The sequence below is a fragment of the Pseudomonas sp. CFBP 13719 genome, assembly GCF_014842095.1.
GTDB lineage: Bacteria > Pseudomonadota > Gammaproteobacteria > Pseudomonadales > Pseudomonadaceae > Aquipseudomonas.
This window is the reverse complement of record NZ_JACYVB010000001.1, coordinates 505,468-525,720: the sequence shown is the minus strand read 5'-3', so window position 1 is coordinate 525,720 and position 20,253 is coordinate 505,468. Positions and strand designations below refer to the sequence as shown.

At 63.9% G+C, this 20,253-nt stretch carries 22 protein-coding genes; 14 read left to right on the top strand and 8 right to left on the bottom strand.

The window, feature by feature from the left end; genetic code table 11:
- Positions 1 to 12 precede the first annotated feature (12 nt).
- Positions 13 to 393 (bottom strand): DUF454 family protein, encoded by a 381-nt coding sequence (locus tag IFT57_RS02515; protein WP_192150335.1) that lies wholly within the window; start codon positions 391 to 393, stop codon positions 13 to 15.
- A gap of 10 nt (positions 394 to 403) precedes the next feature.
- A complete protein-coding gene (locus tag IFT57_RS02510; protein ID WP_090356978.1) occupies positions 404 to 991 on the bottom strand; it encodes a UPF0149 family protein in 588 nt (195 codons plus the stop codon).
- 258 nt (positions 992 to 1,249) lie between these two features.
- Here IFT57_RS02510 and recQ point away from each other — a divergent pair, with 258 nt between their 5' ends.
- The 4 genes from recQ (at position 1,250) to IFT57_RS02490 (ending at position 6,441) form a co-directional block, all read left to right on the top strand.
- Positions 1,250 to 3,388: a DNA helicase RecQ gene (gene recQ, locus IFT57_RS02505; protein ID WP_192150333.1), complete on the top strand. Its 2,139-nt coding sequence runs from the start codon at positions 1,250 to 1,252 to the stop codon at positions 3,386 to 3,388.
- A gap of 122 nt (positions 3,389 to 3,510) precedes the next feature.
- Complete coding sequence (locus tag IFT57_RS02500; RefSeq protein ID WP_122797331.1) at positions 3,511 to 3,948, top strand: MarR family transcriptional regulator; 438 nt, start codon at positions 3,511 to 3,513, stop codon at positions 3,946 to 3,948.
- 82 nt (positions 3,949 to 4,030) lie between these two features.
- Positions 4,031 to 6,136, top strand: a complete 2,106-nt coding sequence (locus IFT57_RS02495; protein ID WP_192150331.1) for a FimV/HubP family polar landmark protein — start codon at positions 4,031 to 4,033, stop codon at positions 6,134 to 6,136.
- Entirely contained in the window at positions 6,133 to 6,441 is a 309-nt protein-coding gene (locus IFT57_RS02490; RefSeq protein WP_192150329.1) for a SelT/SelW/SelH family protein, read from the top strand. The genes IFT57_RS02495 and IFT57_RS02490 overlap by 4 nt, the downstream gene beginning before the upstream one ends.
- 18 nt (positions 6,442 to 6,459) lie before the next feature.
- Here the strand turns inward: IFT57_RS02490 and IFT57_RS02485 are convergent, their stop codons facing one another.
- A complete protein-coding gene (locus IFT57_RS02485; protein ID WP_185793857.1) occupies positions 6,460 to 7,914 on the bottom strand; it encodes a TrkH family potassium uptake protein in 1,455 nt (484 codons plus the stop codon).
- A 124-nt stretch (positions 7,915 to 8,038) separates the two neighbouring features.
- Here IFT57_RS02485 and IFT57_RS02480 point away from each other — a divergent pair, with 124 nt between their 5' ends.
- Positions 8,039 to 8,602, top strand: coding sequence for an NAD(P)H nitroreductase (locus IFT57_RS02480; protein WP_122713169.1), 564 nt, complete (start codon positions 8,039 to 8,041; stop codon positions 8,600 to 8,602).
- 34 nt (positions 8,603 to 8,636) lie between these two features.
- Here IFT57_RS02480 and IFT57_RS02475 read toward each other — a convergent pair whose 3' ends face one another.
- The 5 genes from IFT57_RS02475 to IFT57_RS02455 all read right to left on the bottom strand — a co-directional run bounded on the left by IFT57_RS02475 (position 8,637) and on the right by IFT57_RS02455 (position 12,221).
- The gene (locus IFT57_RS02475) at positions 8,637 to 9,971 is read right to left on the bottom strand and encodes a sensor histidine kinase (RefSeq protein ID WP_192150327.1); all 1,335 of its coding nucleotides are present in this window, start codon (positions 9,969 to 9,971) and stop codon (positions 8,637 to 8,639) included.
- Positions 9,972 to 10,037: 66 nt separating this feature from the next.
- Positions 10,038 to 10,475 (bottom strand): Spy/CpxP family protein refolding chaperone, encoded by a 438-nt coding sequence (locus IFT57_RS02470; RefSeq protein WP_122479172.1) that lies wholly within the window; start codon positions 10,473 to 10,475, stop codon positions 10,038 to 10,040.
- A gap of 153 nt (positions 10,476 to 10,628) precedes the next feature.
- Positions 10,629 to 11,306 carry a response regulator transcription factor gene (locus tag IFT57_RS02465; RefSeq protein WP_122797336.1) on the bottom strand — a complete coding sequence of 226 codons (678 nt, stop codon included), beginning with the start codon at positions 11,304 to 11,306 and terminating at the stop codon, positions 10,629 to 10,631.
- 8 nt (positions 11,307 to 11,314) lie between these two features.
- Complete coding sequence (locus IFT57_RS02460) at positions 11,315 to 11,623, bottom strand: YciI family protein (protein ID WP_192150325.1); 309 nt, start codon at positions 11,621 to 11,623, stop codon at positions 11,315 to 11,317.
- A gap of 1 nt (position 11,624) precedes the next feature.
- A complete protein-coding gene (locus IFT57_RS02455) occupies positions 11,625 to 12,221 on the bottom strand; it encodes a septation protein A (protein ID WP_122713165.1) in 597 nt (198 codons plus the stop codon).
- 65 nt (positions 12,222 to 12,286) lie between these two features.
- Between IFT57_RS02455 and IFT57_RS02450 the strand changes: the two genes are divergently transcribed.
- The 9 genes from IFT57_RS02450 to IFT57_RS02410 all read left to right on the top strand — a co-directional run bounded on the left by IFT57_RS02450 (position 12,287) and on the right by IFT57_RS02410 (position 20,252).
- On the top strand, positions 12,287 to 13,147 hold the full coding sequence (locus tag IFT57_RS02450) for a PHP domain-containing protein (protein WP_192150323.1): 861 nt from the start codon (positions 12,287 to 12,289) through the stop codon (positions 13,145 to 13,147).
- Between the two features lie 13 nt (positions 13,148 to 13,160).
- A complete protein-coding gene (locus IFT57_RS02445) occupies positions 13,161 to 13,790 on the top strand; it encodes an L-threonylcarbamoyladenylate synthase (RefSeq protein ID WP_122479167.1) in 630 nt (209 codons plus the stop codon).
- A gap of 131 nt (positions 13,791 to 13,921) precedes the next feature.
- Positions 13,922 to 14,623 carry a segregation and condensation protein A gene (locus IFT57_RS02440; RefSeq protein WP_192150863.1) on the top strand — a complete coding sequence of 234 codons (702 nt, stop codon included), beginning with the start codon at positions 13,922 to 13,924 and terminating at the stop codon, positions 14,621 to 14,623.
- Positions 14,620 to 15,375 carry an SMC-Scp complex subunit ScpB gene (gene scpB / locus IFT57_RS02435; protein WP_192150321.1) on the top strand — a complete coding sequence of 252 codons (756 nt, stop codon included), beginning with the start codon at positions 14,620 to 14,622 and terminating at the stop codon, positions 15,373 to 15,375. The genes IFT57_RS02440 and scpB overlap by 4 nt, the downstream gene beginning before the upstream one ends.
- 461 nt (positions 15,376 to 15,836) lie before the next feature.
- On the top strand, positions 15,837 to 16,613 hold the full coding sequence (locus IFT57_RS02430; RefSeq protein WP_192150319.1) for a transporter substrate-binding domain-containing protein: 777 nt from the start codon (positions 15,837 to 15,839) through the stop codon (positions 16,611 to 16,613).
- Positions 16,614 to 16,664: 51 nt separating this feature from the next.
- Positions 16,665 to 17,342, top strand: a complete 678-nt coding sequence (locus IFT57_RS02425; protein WP_122479164.1) for an amino acid ABC transporter permease — start codon at positions 16,665 to 16,667, stop codon at positions 17,340 to 17,342.
- On the top strand, positions 17,339 to 18,073 hold the full coding sequence (locus IFT57_RS02420; RefSeq protein ID WP_122479163.1) for an amino acid ABC transporter ATP-binding protein: 735 nt from the start codon (positions 17,339 to 17,341) through the stop codon (positions 18,071 to 18,073). Before IFT57_RS02425 ends, IFT57_RS02420 begins: the two co-directional genes overlap by 4 nt.
- A 37-nt stretch (positions 18,074 to 18,110) precedes the next feature.
- The gene (locus IFT57_RS02415) at positions 18,111 to 19,358 is read left to right on the top strand and encodes a cysteine desulfurase-like protein (RefSeq protein WP_192150317.1); all 1,248 of its coding nucleotides are present in this window, start codon (positions 18,111 to 18,113) and stop codon (positions 19,356 to 19,358) included.
- A 21-nt stretch (positions 19,359 to 19,379) separates the two neighbouring features.
- Positions 19,380 to 20,252, top strand: coding sequence for a MurR/RpiR family transcriptional regulator (locus IFT57_RS02410; RefSeq protein ID WP_192150315.1), 873 nt, complete (start codon positions 19,380 to 19,382; stop codon positions 20,250 to 20,252).
- The last annotated feature ends 1 nt before the right edge of the window (position 20,253 follow it).

The window sequence follows — 20,253 nt, the reverse complement described above, 5'->3', positions numbered from 1 at the left end:
TCGGCTTCCGTTTCAAGCACGAGTCTTCAGGCGAGCGAGATAGACAGTCACTGCGATGGCGACGCCAATGAGCAACACACGCGTCCACGGCCAGGGCGCCAGCCAGCAGGACACAGCGATGCTGACCCACAGAGAAGCGATGGCAAATACCTTGGCTTTCCGGGGAATGCCTTCGCCGCCCAGGTAGGCCTTGAGCAACGGGCCCAGTTGCGGATGGCCAAGCAGCCACGCGTGGAAGCGCGGCGAGCTTCGCGCAAAGCAGGCCGCGGCAAGGAGCAGGAAAGGGGTAGTGGGCATCACCGGCAGGACGATACCGATGACGCCGAGACACACGCTGGTACAGCCAATGCCTAGAAGCAGATAGCGCAGCCATGTCGGCCGAGCGTTACCCACGGCCTGTGCTTCAGTGATGGCGAGGCTTGAGAATGGCAGGTTTCTCGTCCGGGGCGTTGCACAGCAGGTAAAGGGCTGTCAGCGCTTCGGGAATCTGCACGATCATGTCGTCCATGAGATTGGCATCGGCGGCAATGTCGGAAAATTCAGGCTGCTCATCGAACAGTCCGGAACCAACCATGATCGGCAGGAGCATCTCGCTGACTTCGTCTTCGGCGGTTTCGAACCAGGCGGCCTCGCGCAGGAATACCCCTTCCATGAAGCCGATGCACCAGCCGCGCAGGTCGGAGTCATCCGGCTCGTCTCCGAGGTCGAGGTCGCATGGCAGCTCGAATTCCTCGTCGCTGGCCAACTGGCGCGCGATATGCGCCTTGAGCTGGATCAGCGTGCCTTCGATCTCTTCGCGCTGGGCATCGTCGCTGTAGTGCGGCGGCTCGGCGAACAGGGCGTCGATCCACTCGCGCTCGGGAACTTCTTCGGAGCAGATGGAGAGGGCGGTCAGGTAGCCATGGGCGGCGACGTAGTCCAGCGCCTCGTCATGCAGCTCATCGGCGTCGAGGAAGGCTTGCAGGCGGGTCAGTTGCTCGGCGAAGGACATTAACAGGTTACCTTGGAAGACTATGCGGATACTGAATTCTAGGCCTTGTTAGGCCCTGTGCGCCACCCAAGGGGTGAAATGGCAGGATGTGCGGCTGCTGCGCCGCGGTGCTGGCACTGGGGTATACTGCCGCGGTCTTTCGCTCAGGCCCCGAGTTCACGGGGCGGTAACCCCCGCTTACGCAAAGGCGGATGCGGCAAAAGCGCTTTTCATCCAGCCTGTGCGGCCCGGGTGGTTTTACGATTTCTGGAGTGACCCATGCTCGAACAGGCTCAACGCGTTCTTAAGGACATCTTCGGCTACGACAGCTTCCGCGGTCGCCAGGGTGCCATTATCGAACGTGTGGCCCGCGGTGGCGATGCCTTGGTATTGATGCCCACCGGCGGTGGCAAATCGCTGTGCTTTCAAGTGCCGGCCCTGTTGCGCGAGGGCCTGGCGGTGGTGGTGTCGCCGCTCATCGCCCTGATGGACGACCAGGTCGCCACGCTCGAGGAACTCGGGGTGGCAGCCGCGGCGCTGAACTCCACGCTCAGTTCCGATGAACAGCGGGAGTTGGCCGCGCGCATTCGTCGCGGCGAAATCAAGATGCTGTACCTGGCGCCGGAGCGCCTTGTGCAGCCGCGCATGCTGGATTTCCTGCGCGGTCTGGACATTGCCCTGTTCGCCATCGACGAGGCCCACTGCGTTTCGCAATGGGGCCACGATTTCCGTCCCGAGTACCTGCAGCTGGGCCAGCTGGCCGAACAGTTTCCCCACGTGCCGCGTATCGCCCTGACAGCCACTGCCGACAAGCGCACGCGCGAGGAGATCGTCACCCGTCTGCACCTGCAGGACGCCGAGCGTTTCCTGTCCAGTTTCGACCGGCCCAACATTTTCTACCGCATCGTGCCCAAGGAAAGCCCGCGCAAACAGCTGCTGGCATTCCTCGCCGAGCGCCGCAGCGATGCCGGCATCGTTTATTGCCTGTCGCGCAAGAAAGTCGATGAAGTCGCCGCGTTCCTGTGTGAAAACAACTTTCCGGCGTTGCCCTACCACGCCGGTCTGCCTGCTGCGACGCGGGCCGCGAACCAGAAGCGCTTCCTCAACGAGGAAGGCCTGATCATGGTGGCCACCATCGCCTTCGGCATGGGCATCGACAAGCCCAACGTGCGTTTCGTGGCGCACATGGACCTGCCCAAGTCGCTGGAAGCCTACTACCAGGAAACCGGCCGGGCCGGCCGTGACGGCCTGCCGGCGGATGCCTGGATGGCCTACGGCCTGCAGGATGTGCTGATGCTCAAGCAGATGTTGCAGAATTCCGAAGGCGACGAGCGCCACAAGCGGCTCGAACAGCACAAGCTCGATGCCATGCTGGCGCTGTGCGAGGAAACCCGCTGCCGTCGTCAATCGTTGCTGGCCTATTTCGATGAAGAAATGCCCAATCCCTGCGGTCACTGCGACAACTGCGTCGACGGCGTGCAGACCTGGGATGCCACCGAGCCGGCGCGCCAGGCGTTGTCGGCCATCTACCGCACCGGGCAACGTTACGGCGTCGGTCATCTGGTGGACGTGCTGCTGGGCAAGGACACTGAAAAGGTGCGCAGTTTCGGCCACGACAAACTGGCGGTATTCGGTGTCGGCAAGGACCGCTCGGAAGGCGAGTGGCGTTCGCTGTATCGCCAGGTAGTCGCCCGCGGTCTGGCCGATATCGATCTTGAAGGCTACGGCGGCCTGCGTCTGAGCGACAGCTGTCGGCCGCTGCTGCGCGGCGAGGTGACGCTTGCGCTGCGCAAGGAAATCAAGCCGCAGACCTCTGCTCGCGGCAGTGGCTCGGCCAGCCCCGCCAGCCAGCTGGTGCGCGGCGAGGAGCGCGAACAGTGGGAAGCACTGCGCACCCTGCGGCGCAACCTGGCGCAGGAACATGCGGTGCCGCCCTACGTCATCTTCCCCGACTCGACCCTGCTTGAAATGCTGCGCAGCCAACCGACCAGCATGGCCGACATGGGGCGGGTCAGTGGCGTCGGCGCACGCAAGCTCGAGCGCTACGGCGAAGCGTTCCTGCAGGTACTGGCTGGCTCGGGCGGCGCGCAAGCGCTACGCGAGGTAGCCGATATCCGTCACGAGCTGATCAGCCTTGCCCGTGCTGGCATGACGCCCCTGCAGATCGCTGGCCAGTTACAGTGCAGTGAGAAGAATGTCTACAGCCTTCTGGCTGAAGCGATCGGCCAGCAGCAGCTGTCACTGGAGCAGGCGCTGGATCTTCCCGAGGAGCTGCTCAGTGAAATCCAGGACGCCTTTCTCGACGGCGAAGGTGAATTGCCCGGCGTCGCCGAGATTGCGGGGCAGTTCACCGGCCGTGTGCCCGAAGGCGTGCTGTATTGCGTACGTGCGGCGTTGCAGTCCGAATTCGAGGTGTGAGCGAGGCTGTCACTCGGCATGAGTCTTGCCTGTGGGCTAAGGTCATGATTAGCTGACTAATCATCAGCTCCGACCTTCACGCACGCGCTGCTTGTGCAAGGCTGTTTTTTCAAGAGAGATCTATGCCGTTAACTGATCAACATCGCTTCGGAATGCAGCTGGCGCATATGTCCCGTGGTTGGCGGGCCGAACTGGACCGCCGGCTGGCGGGTCTGGGATTGTCGCAGGCGCGTTGGCTGGTCCTGCTGCACCTGGCGCGGTTCGGCGAAGCGCCGACCCAGCGCGAGCTTGCGCAGAGCGTGGGCGTCGAAGGCCCGACCCTGGCACGCTTGCTGGACAGCCTCGAAGCCCAGGGCCTGGTCGAGCGTCAGGCCGTGGTCGAAGACCGTCGGGCCAAGAAGATCATGCTGTGCCCGCCCGCACGGCCGCTTATCGAGCAGATCGAAACCATCGCCAACGCCTTGCGTGCCGAGCTGTTCATGGGTGTCGACGAAGAAGAACTGAGCACCGCCATGCGGGTACACAGCCGCATTCTGGCGAATCTGGAAAAGAAATCCTGAAGTCAACGGGCCGTCACCCGCTTGGAGCAAGTGGGCCGTACGGGCTATAAAGTTATTGGATGTCGGTCTTCAAGGGATTCCCATGCAAGTGCGTATACCGTCGCGTTCAAGGTTTGCTTCACGTCGTCTGCTGGCATCGGTATGGGCCATTGCGCTGTGCTACTCCACGGCCGCCTCCGCGCTGGGCCTTGGCGAGCTTACCCTGCGCTCGTCGCTCAACCAGCCGTTTCGCGCCGATATTGCCTTGCTCGACACCGCAGGGCTGGAGCAGGACGACATCAGTGCCAGCCTGGCGACGGCCGAAGAGTTCGCCAGGGCGGGGGTGGAACGCAGTTTCTTCCTCAATGACCTGAAGTTCTCGCCCGATTTCAGCGGCGCGCGCAAGGTCATTCATGTCAGCTCCAGCAAAGTGGTTACCGAACCCTTCATGAGTTTCGTGATTCAGGTCGGTCGGCCGAATGGGCAGTTGCTTCGCGCCTTCACGGTGTTGCTCGACCCACCGGGGATGGGGCCGGGCCTCGCGGACCGCGCGCCGCAGCGCATCCAGCCAGTGCAGGCAAGTGCCCAGCCGCCCGCAGCAGCGCCGACCAAGCCCAGGGCCGCGAGTGCCGCTGCGCCGACTGCCAGTGAGCCTGCGAAACAGGCGCCTGCCAGGGCCGCTGCGCAGGACGCTGCGCAACTGGCCGCCGCCGCCCTGGAAAACCAGCAACTGCAGAAGAGCTTCGACGAAGTGCAGGCGCGCCTGCAGAGCCTGGAGGCGCAGGTAGCCGACAAGGACAAGCAGGTCGCCCAACTGCAGGCACGCATGGCCGAGACACCTGCGGCCGAGGCCGAGTCGCCCGCCGCTCCCGCAACGGCATCCGCTGCGCCTGCGGCAACGCCTGCGCCATCGCCCGCATCTGCCCCACCCGCAGCGGTTGCCACGCCAGCACCGGCACCGGCACCGGTGGAAGATGGCAGTGGCTGGTTGAACATCCTGGCCCTGGTTGCGGCACTGCTGCTGATCATTGCCCTGTTGCTGCTGTTGCGCCGCCAACGGCAGCGCAAGTCGGCCGCGCTGCAAGACGCGTTCGAGCCGGTCGTCACCCAGCCGGTGCGGGCGGCGTCGCTCGCCAGCGTGCCGGCCACTGCGCAGGTGGCCGCCACGGCGCCGATGCGTGCCGAGCCTGCGCCGGTGGTACGCCGTGAAACGCCGACGGCCACTGACGCCCTCGACGGTGCGAGCATTTATATTGCCTACGGCCGCTTCAACGAAGCCCTGGGCATTCTGCGTGACGGGCTGGCCAAGCAGCCGGAACGTACCGACCTGCGCGTGCGCATGCTTGAAGTGCTGGGCCAGCAAGGCAATGCGAAAGGCTTCGGCGAGCAGGAAAGCCTGTTGCTGGCTGCAGGATTCAGCGCAGCGACGCTGGCCGATATACGCAGCCGCTTTCCCAACCTCGAGCCTACGCCTGCGCAGGCACCGTCAACGGCAACCAATGGTCTGCCAGCGGCAGCAGCTGCAGTTGCACTGGCAACCACTGCGGCCGTTGCGGCATCGGTGCAGCCCGCTTCGAAGCCTGAGCCTGAGCCCGAGCCGGAAGCCGAACTGGAGTTCGAGCTGCCCGATCTCGATCTGGCGCCGCCTGAGCCATCAGCTCGGTCAACCCCGCCGCGCGAGCAGGAAGACGAATTTCAGCTCAACCTCGATGACCTGTCCATGGACGCCGATTGGGCGTTGGTCAGCCCATTCGATGATGCGCCGTCGCCCAAAGGCAAGCCGGCGGTCGTCGAGACGCCGCTCGAGGTCGAAATGGACCCTGCGTTCACCAGCAATCTGAAGGAGCTGCCGGAAGTCTTCGAGATGCCCGAAGAGCAGTTTCTCAGCGACTTCGCCGATGTCGAAGACGAGCCGTTCCTTCAGCAGGACGACGCCCCGCCCGGAAAGACCCAGGATGATATCGACAACGATTTCCTCGACAGCTTCATCGCCGACAGCGACCTGCCCGAGCTCGATGCCCTGACCGTGGATTTCGATGATCTGGAGCTGCAGCACGCTTCGGCGCAGAAACTCGATCAAGCCCAGCAGTTGCTCGATGAGGGCGATACCAACGAAGCCAGCGCGCTCCTGCACGAACTGCTGCGCGAAGGCGATGACTCCTGCAAGCAGGCAGCACGGCAGTTGCTGAATCGGATGGATGAAGCGTGAACGATGGGACCGCACACAAGCCTCAGGTGGTGATCACCTATTGCACCCAGTGCCAATGGCTGCTGCGCGCCGCGTGGCTGGCCCAGGAGCTGCTCAGCACCTTTGGCGAGGACCTGGGCCAGGTGGCCTTGGCGCCCGCCAGCGGCGGCCGCTTTCTCATCACCTGTGACGGCGTGCAGGTCTGGGAGCGCAGGGCCGATGGCGGCTTTCCCGAGGCCAAGGTGCTCAAGCAGCGCATCCGTGACCTGGTCGACCCCGCACGCGACCTGGGCCACAACGAAACCAGGCTCGCAACACCCGAGTAGACTTCCGCCTGCTCTGGATCAGTGCCGCCAGAACGCCGGCATGCACAGGATCAGCACGGTGATGATTTCCAGCCGGCCCAGCAGCATGCCCAGCGCCAGGATCCACTTCGCCGCATCCGGAAGCGTGGCGAAGTTGCCAGCTGGCCCTATCACCTCGCCCAGCCCCGGCCCTACACCGGAAACCGTGCTGGCGGCGCCGGTCAAGGCGGTCATCCAGTCCAGCCCCAGCAGTGACAATGCCAGGGCGATGATGCCGACGGTAAAGCCGAAGAAGAACGAGAACGTCAGGATCGACCTGACGATTTCCTCGTCGAGGCGATGGCCGTTGTATTTCTGTTTGATCACCGCGCGCGGATGAATCAGCTGGTTGAGGTTGGATTTGAGCAGTATATAGGCCACCTGGAAGCGGAATATCTTGATCCCGCCTGCGGTCGAGCCCGAGCAGCCGCCGATGAAGCCCAGGTAGAAAAACAGCATCAGCGAGAAATTGCCCCACAGGCTGTAGTCGCCCAAGGCGAAGCCGGTGGTGGTCACCACCGAGGTGACGTTCAGGGCCACGTGGCGGAATGCCGTCCACCATGGCAATTCGGTGGTTGCCCAGTACCAGGTACCCAGCACCAGCCAGGTGGCGATCAACAGGATCAGCATGCCCTGGACCTGCTGGTCGCGCAGCAGCGCCTGGCGGTTGCCGCGCAGGGTCGAGACGTAGAGCGCGAACGGCAGGCTGCCCAGAATCATCACCACGATGGCCACCCAGTGCACAGCCGGTTGCTGCCATTTGCCCAGGGACAGGTCGGACGTCGAGAAACCACCGGTGGAAATGGCCGACATCGCATGGTTGACCGCGTCGAACGGGCTCATCCCTGCCAACCAGAACCCCAGGGTGCCCAAGGCGGTGAAGCCGACATACACCAGCACGATGTACTTGGCGACCATGTGCGAGCGCGGCATGACTTTTTCAGAACGATCGCTGGATTCGGTCTGGAACAGCCGCATGCCACCAATGCGCAACAGCGGCAGAATGGCCACGGCCATGCCGATGAAGCCGATGCCGCCCAGCCAGTGCAGCATCGAGCGCCACATGAGGATGCCCGGTGACATCTCGTCCAGATGACTGAGCACCGTGGAGCCGGTGGCGGTAATGCCCGACATGCTTTCGAAAAAGGCGTCGGTGTAGCTGATGTGCTGAGTCAGCAGGAAGGGCAGGGCGGCGAACACGCACACCACCACCCAGCTGCTGACCGTGAGCAGGTACATGTCGCGCGGCCGCAGGTTGACGTTGTCGGGGCGGCCGGGCAGCACCAGCAGCAGGCCGGCGACGAAGGTGATCAGGCTGGCCCACAGGAACGACTGGATGTCCTCGGTGCGTTCGAACACCACCAGCGTGCCCATGGGCACGACCATGCTCACGGCCAGGGTGATCAGGAAGATGCCGATAATGAAACCGATGATGCGCAGGGTCGGCAACGCCATGGGGTCAGCTCTGGCCATGAAGGAAAGGGCCGCCATTCTACCTGCGGGCCGCAGCATGTAAACCCGGCAGGCGATGGCCGCTTGGGTCTAGAATAGCGGCTTATCGTTCGACAGGAGGTTGCCCATGGAGGCGCTCGAAGTTTTGCTCAATCGTGTTTCAGCTCCCCGGCTCATGGCGCCCGCGCCGACGGCCGCGCAGCGTGAAGTGCTGTTCCAGGCCGCGCTGCGCGCACCCGACCACGGCCAGCTGCGGCCGTGGCGTTTTCTCACCGTCGAAGGAGAAGGCTTGCAGCAGCTTGGCGAAGTCTTGGCCGAGGCCACTGCGCTCAACCCCGAGGCGGGCGAAGCGGCGTTGGAAAAAGCACGCAACATGCCGTTGCGCGCGCCCCTGGTGGTGGTAGTGATCGCCCGCTTGCAGGAGCACCGCAAGGTGCCGCAGAGCGAGCAACTGCTGGCCGCTGGCTGCGCCGCCCATGGCATTCTGCTGGCGGCCAACGCGCAAGGACTGGGAGGGGTGTGGCGCACCGGTGAGCTGTCCTATGCGCCTTATGTGGCCGGCAAACTGGGCCTGATCGAAGGCGAACAGATCATCGGCTTCCTGTACCTGGGCACGCCGGCGCGAGAGTTGCGCGAAGCGCCTGCGCTGGCTACCGCCGACTTCGTGCAAGCCTGGGGCGTCGAGGCCTGAAGCGTTCCGGCCTGAAACGAATGAGCGCGGCGGTCTAGGCCACTACCACCGGCACCGGGGGCAGGTCCAGGGTCGCGATCAGGCCGCCTTGGGGGTGGTTTTCCAGGTGCAGGCTGCCGCCATGTCGCTCGGCGGCGCGGCGCGCGATGGCCAGGCCCAGGCCATGACCAGCGGCGCTCTGCCCTGGCGCGCGAAAGAACGGCTCGCTCAGGCGCGCCAAATGTTCCTCCGCCACGCCCGGACCGTGATCGCGAACGCTGATGCGCACGCGCCCTTCCACCTGTTGCGCCGACAGCACGACCGGTGCGGGCCCGGGGTTGAAGCGCAGGGCGTTGCGCAACAGGTTGTCCACGGCCCGTTCGATCATGGTCGGCCAGCCCTGCAGCGCAAGGTGCGCGGCAATGTCCAATTCGATGGCCTGCTCCGGGACCGCGATCAAGGCATCCTTGCGTACGGCCTGCAGGAGCGCCGGCAGGTCCACATCCTCGGCCGTGGCCTGCTCAGCATCGACCCGCGCCAGCACCAGGATCTCGCTGATCAAGGCTTCAAGACGATCGCATTCGCGCGTCAGGCGCGGCCACAACAGTTCGCGCTGGGCGGGCTCGGCCCGTTCCGCCAGGGCCAAGGCGATGCGTAGCCGCGCCAGCGGCGAGCGCAACTCATGGGACACGTCACGCAACAGTTGTCGCTGGCTACCGATCAAGCTCTGCAAGCGTGCGCCCATGCGGTTGAAGTCGCGGGCCAGCACGCCGAATTCGTCGCGACGGCTGGCCAGCTGCGCCAGGCTGTTCTGCTGATAGGTGGTCTGCCCCAACTCGTGCACGGCACCGCGCAGCCGACTCAATGGGCGTGTGATGGACAATGTCACCATCAGGCTGAACAGCGTCAGCACGACCAGTGCGATCACCAGCGCGCTGATCGGCATGAGCAGGGAGTCGCGGTGCCACGAGTCGAGTTCGGGGTGCGGAATGCGGTAGATCAGCAAGTAGGTGTCGCCCGTGGTGGGGCTGGTGTAGTCCGCCGTCAGCCGACGCCATGGCAGGTCGCGATCGGCTTCGTTGTGGCGGGCCTCGAAGGCTTCGGCGCGACGCGGAAAGGTCCCCGGCACCACCGCCTCGCCGGCTTCGTTGAGCACTTGAGTGTCGATGCGATAGCGCCGCTTGCGCTGTTCGAGCAGTTCCTGGGCCGCCTCGGCACCTTTGCTTTCGTACCGCTCTACCCAGTCCTGGGCGAAATGCTTCACCGCCGGGTGCCGACTGAGGATCCAGGTGTCCTGGTTCAACATGTGGCCCAGCAGCACCGACAGACCGGCTACCAGGGCGATGGCCAGCCAGAAGCTGGCCAGGATGCGCCAGAACAGTGAACGCAAGGCAAATTCCTCAATGAAAGAAGCCCGGTACGCATGCGCGGACCGGGCTGGGGGCTTGCGCCGATATTACTGGGTTTTCTTGCCTTGCTGGGCTTTCCAGGCCTGGAATTCGGCCCATTCGGCGCGGCGCTCGTCCTGCTTCTTTTTCATTTCGTCGAACTGCTTCTGCTGCTCGGGCTTGAGCACCGCACGCACATCGGCCTGCGCCTTGTCGTGGTTGGCCTTGATTTCATCTTCCATGGCCTTGCGATCGGCTGCCGGCAGCTTGTCCAGGTACTTCTTGGTGATGTCGCGCTGCTGATGGCGTTCTTCGCCCATCAGTTTGCCCACCTGGGTGCGTTGTTCGTGGGTCAGGTCGAGCTGGGCGAACGGCTCGCCGCCACGAGGGCCTGGGCCGCCCTTGCCTGGGCCTGGGCCGAAACCGTCAGGGCCGCCCTGCGGCATGGCCATCGCCAGGGTCGGCAGGGTAGCGGCGAACAGCATTGCGAGTGTGGTCTTGCGCATGGTGAATCTCCTGTCTGGTTCCCGGTGTTTACCGGATGTGCCCAGTTTATGGAGATCAAGGTCAGGCGCGGTCAATGCCGCGTAAGGCTTGTGTAAAGACATGACGCGGGTGGCATTTACAAACCCCACCGTTTGCGCCGCACGCAGCGGCAGCTACTGCGCGTAGAAATAGCCACGGCTGCGCAGGGCCATGATCCGCGGGCGGCCGTCGGCATGCGGGCCGATCTTCTTGCGCAAATTGCTGACGTGCATGTCCAGGCTGCGGTCGTAGAGGGTGAGCCTGCGGCCCAGTGCGATCTGCGCCAGCTCCTGTTTCTCCAAGGGCTCGCCCGGCTGGCGCATGAGTGCCTCGAGCAGGCGGCTTTCGGACACCGTCAGGTTGATGTCGTGTTGATCGATGCTGACCACGCCGCGCGCCGGACTGAAGCACAGGTCGCCCAGCTCCATCTGCCCCGCCACGGCAACCGGGTGGCTGCGGCGCAGTACCGCGCGCAGGCGGGCGGTCAGTTCGCGCGGATCACAGGGTTTGGCCAGGTAGTCGTCGGCGCCCAGTTCCAGGCCCAGGATGCGATCCAGCGGTTCGCCCCGCGCCGAAAGCATCAGCACTGGCAGCTCGGCGTGTTCGCTGCGCAGCTGCTTGAGCAGTTCCAGGCCGCTGCCGTCGGGCAGCATCACGTCAAGCACCACGGCTGCCGGGGCCTGCTCGGCCAGGGCCTTGCGCGCGCTGCTGCCATCGTGGCAGGCACGGACCTGAAAACCTTCCTGGCTCAACCAGCTGTTCAGCAGTTCACACAGCTCGACGTCATCGTCGATCAGTAGCAGATCGCTCATTTAGATGTTCATTCAGGCGCAGGCAAGGTCTGCCGGAAAGGTTTGACCACCACGTCCTGGTAGACTCCGGCCGCAACGAACGGGTCGGCCTTGGCCCAGGTCTGCGCTTCGTCCAGAGACTCGAAGCGGGCTACGATGAGGCTGCCGGTGAAACCGTTATTGCCGGGATCATTGCTGTCGATGGCTGGGTGCGGCCCGGCCAGTACCAGTTGCCCGGCGGCTTCCAGCTGTTTCAGGCGCTCCAGGTGCGCAGGCCGCGCGGCCTGGCGTTTTTCCAGTGATTGGGGTACGTCGGTGGCGATGATGGCGTAGAGCATGTCAATCCTCGGTTTTAGGTGTTGTACGATCGGAATCATGCAGGTGACGGGACAGGTAGATACCCTGGCCCACCAGGAACAGCAAGGTCATGGCCAGGCTGCCGAACACTTTGAAGTCGACCCAGAACTGCTCGAACGTAAAGGCCACGAACAGGTTGGCGGCACCGCAGAACAAGAAGAAGACCACCCACGCAACGTTGAGTTTCGCCCAGATCGGGTCCGGCAGGGTCAGCGCGTGGCCCATCATGCGCTTGATCAGCAGTTGCTTGCCGATGAAATGGCTGCCGGCGAAGGCCAGGGCGAACAGCCAGTTGACCACCGGCGCCTTCCACTTGAGGAAGGTCTCGCTGTGAAAGGCCAGGGTCAGGCTGCCGAACACCAGGCAGGCGATCAGGGTCAGCCACTGGCCCTTTTCCAGTTTGCGCTGCTTGAGGAACAGCAGGCCATAGACGATCACCGAACTGGCGATCAGCACCTTGGTAGCGCTGAAAATGCCGCCCAGTTCGAAGCTGTGGCCCGCCAGGTCGACCATGTGCGGGTCGGTCTTGTAGACGATGAGGAACAGGAGCAGCGGGATGAAATCGATCAATTGTTTCACAGTGGCAGCCAGAAGCAGGATGTGGCGGCATAATAACAAACATCAATGACTGCGAAAGCGCCACTATGAATGTTGACCTGCACTGCCACAGCACCGCCTCCGACGGTGCCCTCGCGCCTGCCGTTCTGGTGCAGCGAGCCTTCGATCACGGCGTGCAGACCCTTGCCCTGACCGACCATGACACCCTGGAAGGCTTGCCAGAGGCCCGTGCGGCGGCCACAGCACTGAACATGCAGTGGGTCAGTGGTGTCGAAATGTCGTGCACCTGGGGCGGTGCGACCATCCACGTGCTCGGTTACAATTTCGCCCTGGATGCACCGCCGCTGGTGGCCGCACTCGACAGCCTGCACCACGGTCGCTGGCTACGCGCCGAAGAAATCGACCGACGCCTGGCGCTCAAGGGCATACCGGGTGCACTGGACGGTGCTCGGGCCATCCAGAAGGGTCTGGGCGACAGCGGCAATGCGCCGGCGCGCCCGCACTTCGCCGATTTCCTCGTGCAGCAGGGCCACGTCAAGGACCGCCAGGAAGCGTTCCGCAAGTGGCTGGGGGCGGGCAAGCTGGGTGACGTCAAGCAGCACTGGCCCACCCTCGAGGACACCGTGCGCACATTGCGCGAGGCGAAGGCGTGGATCAGCCTGGCTCACCCACTGCACTACGACTTCACGCGCAGCAAGCGGCGCAAGCTGATCGGCGACTACATCCAGGCCGGTGGCCATGCGATCGAGGTGGTCAACGGCATGCAGGCCGCCGAGCAGGTCGGCACGCTGTCCATCCTGGCTCGCGAGTTCGGCCTGATGGTCAGTGCCGGCAGCGACTTCCACGGCCCTGGCACGTGGGGTGAAATCGGTGTCTATCGCCCATTGCCCGTCGACCTGCCGCCGTTGTCCGCGCGGTTCAAGCACGACCCGTCAACTTCCGCCTGAACAGGATGCCAACGTGAGTCAATTTTTTCAGATCCATCCGCAGAACCCGCAGCCGCGGTTGATCAAGCAAGCGGTCGAGATCATTCGCGGCGGTGGCATCGTGATCTACCCCACCGATTCCTCCTACGCCATCGGTTGCCAGATCGGCGACAAGAACGCCGTGGAACGGGTGCGCCGTCTGCGGCAACTGGACGACAAGCACAACTTCGCGATCATCTGCTGCGATCTGTCGCAGCTGGGGCTGTTCGCCAAGGTCGATACGGCGGCGTTCCGCCTGCTCAAGGCGCACACGCCGGGGCCCTATACGTTCATCCTCAGTGCCACGCGTGAAGTGCCGCGCCTGCTGCTGCATCCCAAGCGCCGCACCATCGGCCTGCGCGTGCCTAGCCATCCGATCGCCCTGGCCTTGCTGGAAGAGCTGGGTGAGCCGCTGATGAGCGTGAGCCTGATCATGCCCGGCGCCAAGGAGCCGCTCAGCGACCCTTACGAAATGCGCCAGTTGCTGGAAAAGCAGGTCGATCTGATCATCGACGGTGGTTTCGGCGGCACCGAGGCGTCCACCGTGATCAACCTGGCCGATGGCGATCCGCAGGTGGTGCGCGTGGGCTGTGGCGATCCGGCACCGTTCGCGGCCATGGCGTGAGTGATCTGAGTGCGGTCGAAGATCCGCCAATGAATCTTGCCCAGGGCTCGCCCGAGCAGCTGCAACTGGCGCTGGTCTACGGTCAGGCGTTCACCCAGATGCCGCAGGACCTGTACATCCCGCCGGATGCACTGGAGGTGTTCCTCGAAGCATTCGAAGGCCCGCTCGACCTGCTGCTGTACCTGATTCGCAAGCAGAACATCGACATTCTCGACATTCCCGTCGCGGAAATCACCCGTCAGTACATGGGCTACGTCGAGCTGATGAAAACCGTACGCCTGGAGTTGGCCGCGGAATATCTGGTGATGGCCGCCATGCTTGCGGAGATCAAATCGCGCATGCTGCTGCCGCGCAGCGCTGTGGTCGAGGATGACGAGCACGACCCCCGAGCCGAGCTGATTCGCCGCCTGCAGGAGTATGAGCGCTTCAAGGCTGCCGCCGAAGGCATCGATACCCTCAAGCGGGTAGGGCGCGACCTTTACGTGCCCAGGCTCGATGCACCTCAGGCCAAGGTACGCAAGCTGCTGCCCGAGGTCAGCCTGGAAGAGCTGCTGATGTCGATGGCCGATGTGTTGCGCCGCAGCGACATGTTCGAAAGCCATCAGGTCAGCCGCGAGACGCTGTCGACTCGCGAACGCATGAGCCAGGTGCTCGAACGCCTGCGCGGTGGCGGCTTCGTACCCTTCGTCGAGCTGTTCGGGGCCGAGGAAGGCAAGCTCGGTGTGGTGGTGACTTTCATGGCCATCCTCGAGCTGGTCAAAGAGCAGTTGATCGAATTGGTGCAGAATGACGCCTTCGCCGCTATCCATGTGCGTGCCCGAGCTGAACAATGAATTTGACTGACCCGCGCGATCTGGCGCCGCTGCTCGAAGCCTTTCTGCTGGCCTCCGGAAAGCCTCAGTCTCTGGAACGCCTCCATGAGCTGTTCGAGGAGGCCGAGCGGCCGGAGCCGGCGGTGTTCAAGAAGGCGCTTGAAGTCCTGAGCAAATCCTGCGAAAAGCGCTCGTTCGAACTGGTCGAGGTCGCGTCCGGCTACCGCCTGCAGATCCGCGAGAAGTACGCGCCCTGGGTGGGCCGGCTCTGGGAAGAAAGGCCGCAGCGCTATTCCCGTGCGCTGCTGGAAACCATGGCCCTGATTGCCTATCGCCAGCCCATCACCCGCGGCGAGATCGAAGACGTGCGCGGTGTGGCGGTGAACAGCAATATCGTCAAGACGCTGGTGGAGCGTGAGTGGATCCGCGTGGTGGGTTATCGCGACGTGCCGGGTCGGCCGGCGATGTTCGCCACCACCAAGGCGTTTCTCGACCATTTCAACCTGAAGAGCCTCGATGAATTGCCGCCGCTGGCGGTTCTGCGCGAGATGGAACCTGAGTCGGTCCTCGACGACCACGATGAAGACGCGCCGGTGCCTGCGCATCTGCAGGCGTTGGCCGATGCCAGTGCCGAGGGTGAGGGCGAGGCCCCGGCCAAGGACGAGACCAGCTTCCGCTCGTTGCTGGTGGAACTGGATTCCATGGAGCAGGGCCTCAAGATCGACTTCGACGACCTGCTCCAGGAACCTGCGCCGACCGACGACGACCGCTGATTGCAAGGTAGACCTGTGGGAGCGGTCATCGGCCGCGAAAAGGGCGGCGCGGTGGGTCAGGTGGATCGCATCGAGGCTTTCGCGGCCACTGACCGCTCCTACGGGGGCGGTGCGGGCTTTCTGTGGGAGCGGGCTCTGCCCGCGAAAAGGGCGGCGCGGTGGGTCAGGTGGACCGCGGTGAGGCTTTCGCGGCCACTGACCGCTCCTACGGGGGCGGGGGGTGGACATGCTCCTCCAAGGTGCGCCCTTGGCCTGTGTGCGGCGTCCGGCAGCCGCCATACCGTACGCTTCCTGCGTTTGCCACATGCACCAATGCGGGCAAGTACCGCCCTCCAATGGAGCATTTAATTCATTAAATTTAGTTCTTGAAGTATTTGATTCTTAGATCTAGTCTCGTTCTCGACAGGCCTGCGCTAGCACCCAGGCCGCCATTGGCACTGACGTGAATCGGGGAACTGGACATGAGCGTGAAAGTACTTTTGAGCATGGCTGTAGCCACTGCGTTTTCGGCCTCGGCACTGGCTGCCGATTGGACCGTGGGTGCCAACGTCGGCAACGTGCCCTGGGAGTTCCAGGATGCCAAGGGCGACATCGTCGGCTTTGAAGTCGATGTGGTGAAGGAAGTCGCCAAGCGCGCCGGCAAGACCGTGGAGTTCGTCAACATTCCTTTCAACGGTCTGTTCAGCGCCGTGCAGTCCAAGCGCGCGGACATCGCCATTTCTTCGATCACCATCACCCCCAAACGCCTGGAATCGGTCGGGTTCGCCCAGCCGTACTACGACAGCGACCAGTCGCTCTCGGTGCTGACCAAGTCCGGCATCAAGGGTTTGGCCGACATGAGCGGCAAGGTGGTGGGCGTGGACACCGGTTCGACCGGCGACATGTGGGCCGCCAAGCATCAGGGCGAATACAAGTTCAAGGACATCTCGCGCTACGAAGGGCTGTCGCCGGCCATGCTCGACCTGGCGTCCGGGCGCATGGATGGCTACATCAGCGACATTCCCGCCGTGCTCTATTACATCAAGGACAAGCCGCAGTATGCCGTGGTCGCGCGCATCCCCACCGGCGAGAAGTACTCTTTGATGCACGCCAAAGGCTGGGCCGAAGGCGCGCGAGTGAACACGATCATCAGCGAGATGAAAAAAGACGGCGTGATCGCCGACCTGCACAAGAAGTGGTTCGGTGCGGCCGCCGCAGACGACTCCAGCACAGTGAAAGTCGTCGACGTTCCGCAATAAGCACCGCGCTTCGACCCGCCCGCTACCGGCCCACGACCAAGGTAACCGTTCATGGAGTTGCTACAGACTTTCTTCAACTGGGACGTGTTCGTCGACGCGCTGCCGTTGATGCTGCGCGGCCTTGGCGTGACCATATTGCTCGGCGTGGTGAGTATCGTACTGGGCCTGGCCGGCGGCCTGCTGCTGGCCATGCTCAGATTGTATGGCTACACCCCCGTGCGCTGGCTGGCACGGGTGTACATCGATGTGCTGCGGTCCATCCCGCTGCTGGTCCTGCTGGTGTTGATCTACTACGCCTTGCCCTTCGTCGGCATTCGCCTGTCGTCCTTCGCTGCCGCCACGGCCGCGCTGTCGCTGGTGTCGTGCGCCTATTCGGCGGAGATCTTCCGTTCCGGCATCGAGGCTATCCCCAAGGGTCAGTTCGAAGCGGCGGCTTCCCAGGGCATGAGCTTCTTCAACACCATGCGCGACGTGATCCTGCCGCAGGCCATGCGCATCGTTCTGCCGCCCATGACCAGCAACTGCATCAACGTCATGAAGGACACCGCCCTGGCCTCGGTGGTCGCCATGCCCGACCTGCTCAAGCAAGCCACCCAGGCCCAGGCGCTGTCTGCCAATCCAACGCCGCTGGTGGGGGCGGCGATCATGTACCTGTTGTTGCTGCTGCCACTGGTGCAGCTGGTCAGCTGGGTAGAGCGTCGCAACGGCAGCGGAGGCAAGCGCGCATGAGCAACGTCATCGAAATCGAACGGCTGGACAAATTCTACGGGCCATTCCAGGCCCTCAGCGACATCAACCTGACCGTCGCCCAGGGCGAAGTGGTGGTTATCCTGGGGCCTTCCGGGTCGGGGAAATCCACCCTGATTCGCTGCATCAACCTGCTAGAGCCCTACCAGGGTGGCGACATCCGGGTGTCCGGGCAGCGCGTGGAAACCGGCCCCAAGCTCGCCGGCATCCGCTGCGAAGTGGGCATGGTGTTTCAGAACTTCAATCTCTATCCCCACCTCACCGTGCTGGCCAATGTGGCCCTGGCGCCGGTGCGCGTGCGCGGCATGAACCGACGCGATGCCCAGGAGCGCGCGCGGCTGTTGCTGGAAAAGGTCGGCATGTCTGCGCATGCCGACAAGTACCCCAGCCAGTTGTCCGGGGGCCAGCAGCAACGGGTCGCGATCGCCCGGACCATGGCCATGGAACCGCGGGTGATCCTGTTCGACGAGCCGACCTCGGCGCTGGACCCGGAAATGGTCGGCGAAGTGCTCGACGTGATGCAGAACCTCGCCCGCTCCGGCGTGACCATGATCGTGGTGACCCACGAGATGGGCTTCGCGCGCAAGGTCGCCGACCGGGTGATCTTCATGGAAACCGGTCGCATCATCGAACAGAACCATCCCCAGGCCTTCTTCACCGCGCCCCAGGAACCCCGTACCCAGGCATTCCTGCAGGCCATCCTGCACCACTGACAGGCTCGACCCCTAACAAGCAACCGGGAGACTCACTTTGACTGCCCTCGATATCGACTACGTCCGTCGCCAATTTCCCGCACTCGCCGACGGCTACGGCTACCTGGACAACGCCGGCGGCTCGGCGGTACTCAAGCCGGTGGCCGAGCGCATCAGCCAGTACCTGCTCAACCACGCTGTGCAGTTGGGCGCTTCGTACGAGCCGTCGGTGCAAGCCGGTGCCAAGGTGCTGGAAGCACGGGCCTCGGTGGCCCAGTTGATCAACGCTCGCCACTCTGAAGAGTGTGTGATGGGCGGTTCGACCACCTTGTTGCTGCAGTTGCTGGCGCGGGCGATTGCGCCGTCGATCGGCGCGGGCGACGAGATCATCGTCACCCACAGCGACCACGAAGCCAACATCGGCCCCTGGCAGCGCCTGTGCCAAGAGCGCGGGGCCACCCTGCGCGTATGGTCGGTGGATCCGTCGAGCCTGGAGCTGGAGCTGCGCGACCTGGAGCAACTTCTCGGGCCGCGCACGCGTTACGTGGCGATGACCCACGCGTCGAACATTCTGGGCAGCGTCAACCCGGTCGCGCAGGTTGCCGAGCGCGTGCACGCCTGCGGTGCCAAGCTGGTGGTGGACGCGGTGGCGTACGCACCGCACCGTCTGGTCGATGTGCAGGCCAGCGGCGCCGACTATTACGTGTTCAGCTTCTACAAAGTGTTCGGCCCGCATTTCGCGGTGCTGTGGGGCAAGCGCGAACTGCTGCTGGAACTGCCCAGCCTCAACCATTTCTTCATCGGCCAGGACGTGCTGCCGTACAAGCTGCAGCCGGGCAACGTCAACTACGAACTGTCCTACGGTTGCATGGGCATCAGTGACTACCTGCTGGACATCGGCCGGCGCCTGGGCACCGAAGGCAGCGAGCGGCAGATCATGCAGGCGGCTTTCGATGCGTTCGAGGTGCAGGAAAACCTCTTGGCCGAGATTCTGCTGGGCTATCTACGCGACGCCGGCGGCGTGCGCATCATCGGCAAACCGCGGGTGACGGCGGGCGACCGGGTACCGACCATCAGCTTCGTCGTCGAGGGCGTGCAGTCCGAGGCCATCGTGCGACAGGTGGACGCGGCGCGCATCGGCATTCGTTTTGGTGACTTCTATGCCCGTCACTTGATCGAAGAACTGGGCCTGGCACCTCAGGGAGGGGTGGTACGCGTTTCCATTGCGCACTACAACACCGTCGATGAAATGACGCGGCTGGTGGAATGCCTGGCCCGAGCCATCGCAGACCTGCGTCCCAGCTGACCGCCATCGAGCCACTGAACCATGCCATTACCGCACACCCTTGAAGAACTGCGCAGCGCCATTGCGGTGGGGCAGGACAAACTCACTGCACGCATGCGCGATGCCGCCCAGTACGTGATCGAGCACCCCCATGATGTGGCGCTCAATACGGTCGCCGCCCTGGCCGCGCGTTCGCAGATTCCCGCTTCGGCGTTCATTCGCCTGGCCCAGGCCCTGGGCTATGGCGGCTTCAGCGATCTGCAGCGGGTGTGCAAGGCGCCGTTGGAAAAGGCCGGGCAGGGCAGCTTCAAGGAGCGTATTCGCCACTATCGAGGCGAACAGCTGCTGGACGACCCGACCGATGTGGGCGCCATGCTCGGCGCCTTCAGCCGGGCCAACATCGTCTCCCTCGAACACCTCGCCGAAGGGCAGCAGGTGCAGGCGCTGGAACAGGCCATTGCCCTGCTGCAACAGGCGCGCACCACGTTCGTGGTGGGCATGCGCCGTTCGTTTCCGATGGCCGCCTACCTCAGTTATGCCCTGAGCCGGGTCGGACGGCGCGCCGTACACATCAGCGGCCTGGGCGGCAGCCTGCGCGAGCAGGTCGGCGCGCTGCACAGTGATGACGTGCTGGTGGCGGTGAGCTTTCCCCCGTATGCCCAGGAAACCATCGACGCCTGCAACCAGGCGGTCGCAGCCGGGACGCCGATCGTTGCCATCACCGACAGCCTGCTCAGCCCGATCGGCCAATGCGCCTCGGTGATGATCGAAGTCGACGACGCCGAACTGCTTGGCTTTCGCTCATTGACCGCCGCGTTCTGCGTGGCCCAGACATTGGCCATGGGCCTGGCCTTCGCCGCAGGTGAAACCTTTGGCGGCATCGACCACGACGCTTTGAAAGATATCGACTGCTGAG

Bases quoted from the DNA above. Each gene is read 5' to 3' on its own strand.
- IFT57_RS02470 (WP_122479172.1), bottom strand. From the start codon at position 10,475: ATGCGCAAGACCACACTCGCAATGCTGTTCGCCGCTACCCTGCCGACC.
- IFT57_RS02500 (WP_122797331.1), top strand. From the start codon at position 3,511: ATGCCGTTAACTGATCAACATCGCTTCGGAATGCAGCTGGCGCATATG.
- IFT57_RS02425 (WP_122479164.1), top strand. From the start codon at position 16,665: ATGGAGTTGCTACAGACTTTCTTCAACTGGGACGTGTTCGTCGACGCG.
- IFT57_RS02510 (WP_090356978.1), bottom strand. From the start codon at position 991: ATGTCCTTCGCCGAGCAACTGACCCGCCTGCAAGCCTTCCTCGACGCC.
- IFT57_RS02450 (WP_192150323.1), top strand. From the start codon at position 12,287: ATGAATGTTGACCTGCACTGCCACAGCACCGCCTCCGACGGTGCCCTC.
- IFT57_RS02460 (WP_192150325.1), bottom strand. From the start codon at position 11,623: ATGCTCTACGCCATCATCGCCACCGACGTACCCCAATCACTGGAAAAA.
- IFT57_RS02495 (WP_192150331.1), top strand. From the start codon at position 4,031: ATGCAAGTGCGTATACCGTCGCGTTCAAGGTTTGCTTCACGTCGTCTG.
- IFT57_RS02485 (WP_185793857.1), bottom strand. From the start codon at position 7,914: ATGGCGTTGCCGACCCTGCGCATCATCGGTTTCATTATCGGCATCTTC.
- IFT57_RS02480 (WP_122713169.1), top strand. From the start codon at position 8,039: ATGGAGGCGCTCGAAGTTTTGCTCAATCGTGTTTCAGCTCCCCGGCTC.
- IFT57_RS02465 (WP_122797336.1), bottom strand. From the start codon at position 11,306: ATGAGCGATCTGCTACTGATCGACGATGACGTCGAGCTGTGTGAACTG.
- scpB (WP_192150321.1), top strand. From the start codon at position 14,620: ATGAATTTGACTGACCCGCGCGATCTGGCGCCGCTGCTCGAAGCCTTT.
- recQ (WP_192150333.1), top strand. From the start codon at position 1,250: ATGCTCGAACAGGCTCAACGCGTTCTTAAGGACATCTTCGGCTACGAC.
- IFT57_RS02410 (WP_192150315.1), top strand. From the start codon at position 19,380: ATGCCATTACCGCACACCCTTGAAGAACTGCGCAGCGCCATTGCGGTG.
- IFT57_RS02430 (WP_192150319.1), top strand. From the start codon at position 15,837: ATGAGCGTGAAAGTACTTTTGAGCATGGCTGTAGCCACTGCGTTTTCG.
- IFT57_RS02420 (WP_122479163.1), top strand. From the start codon at position 17,339: ATGAGCAACGTCATCGAAATCGAACGGCTGGACAAATTCTACGGGCCA.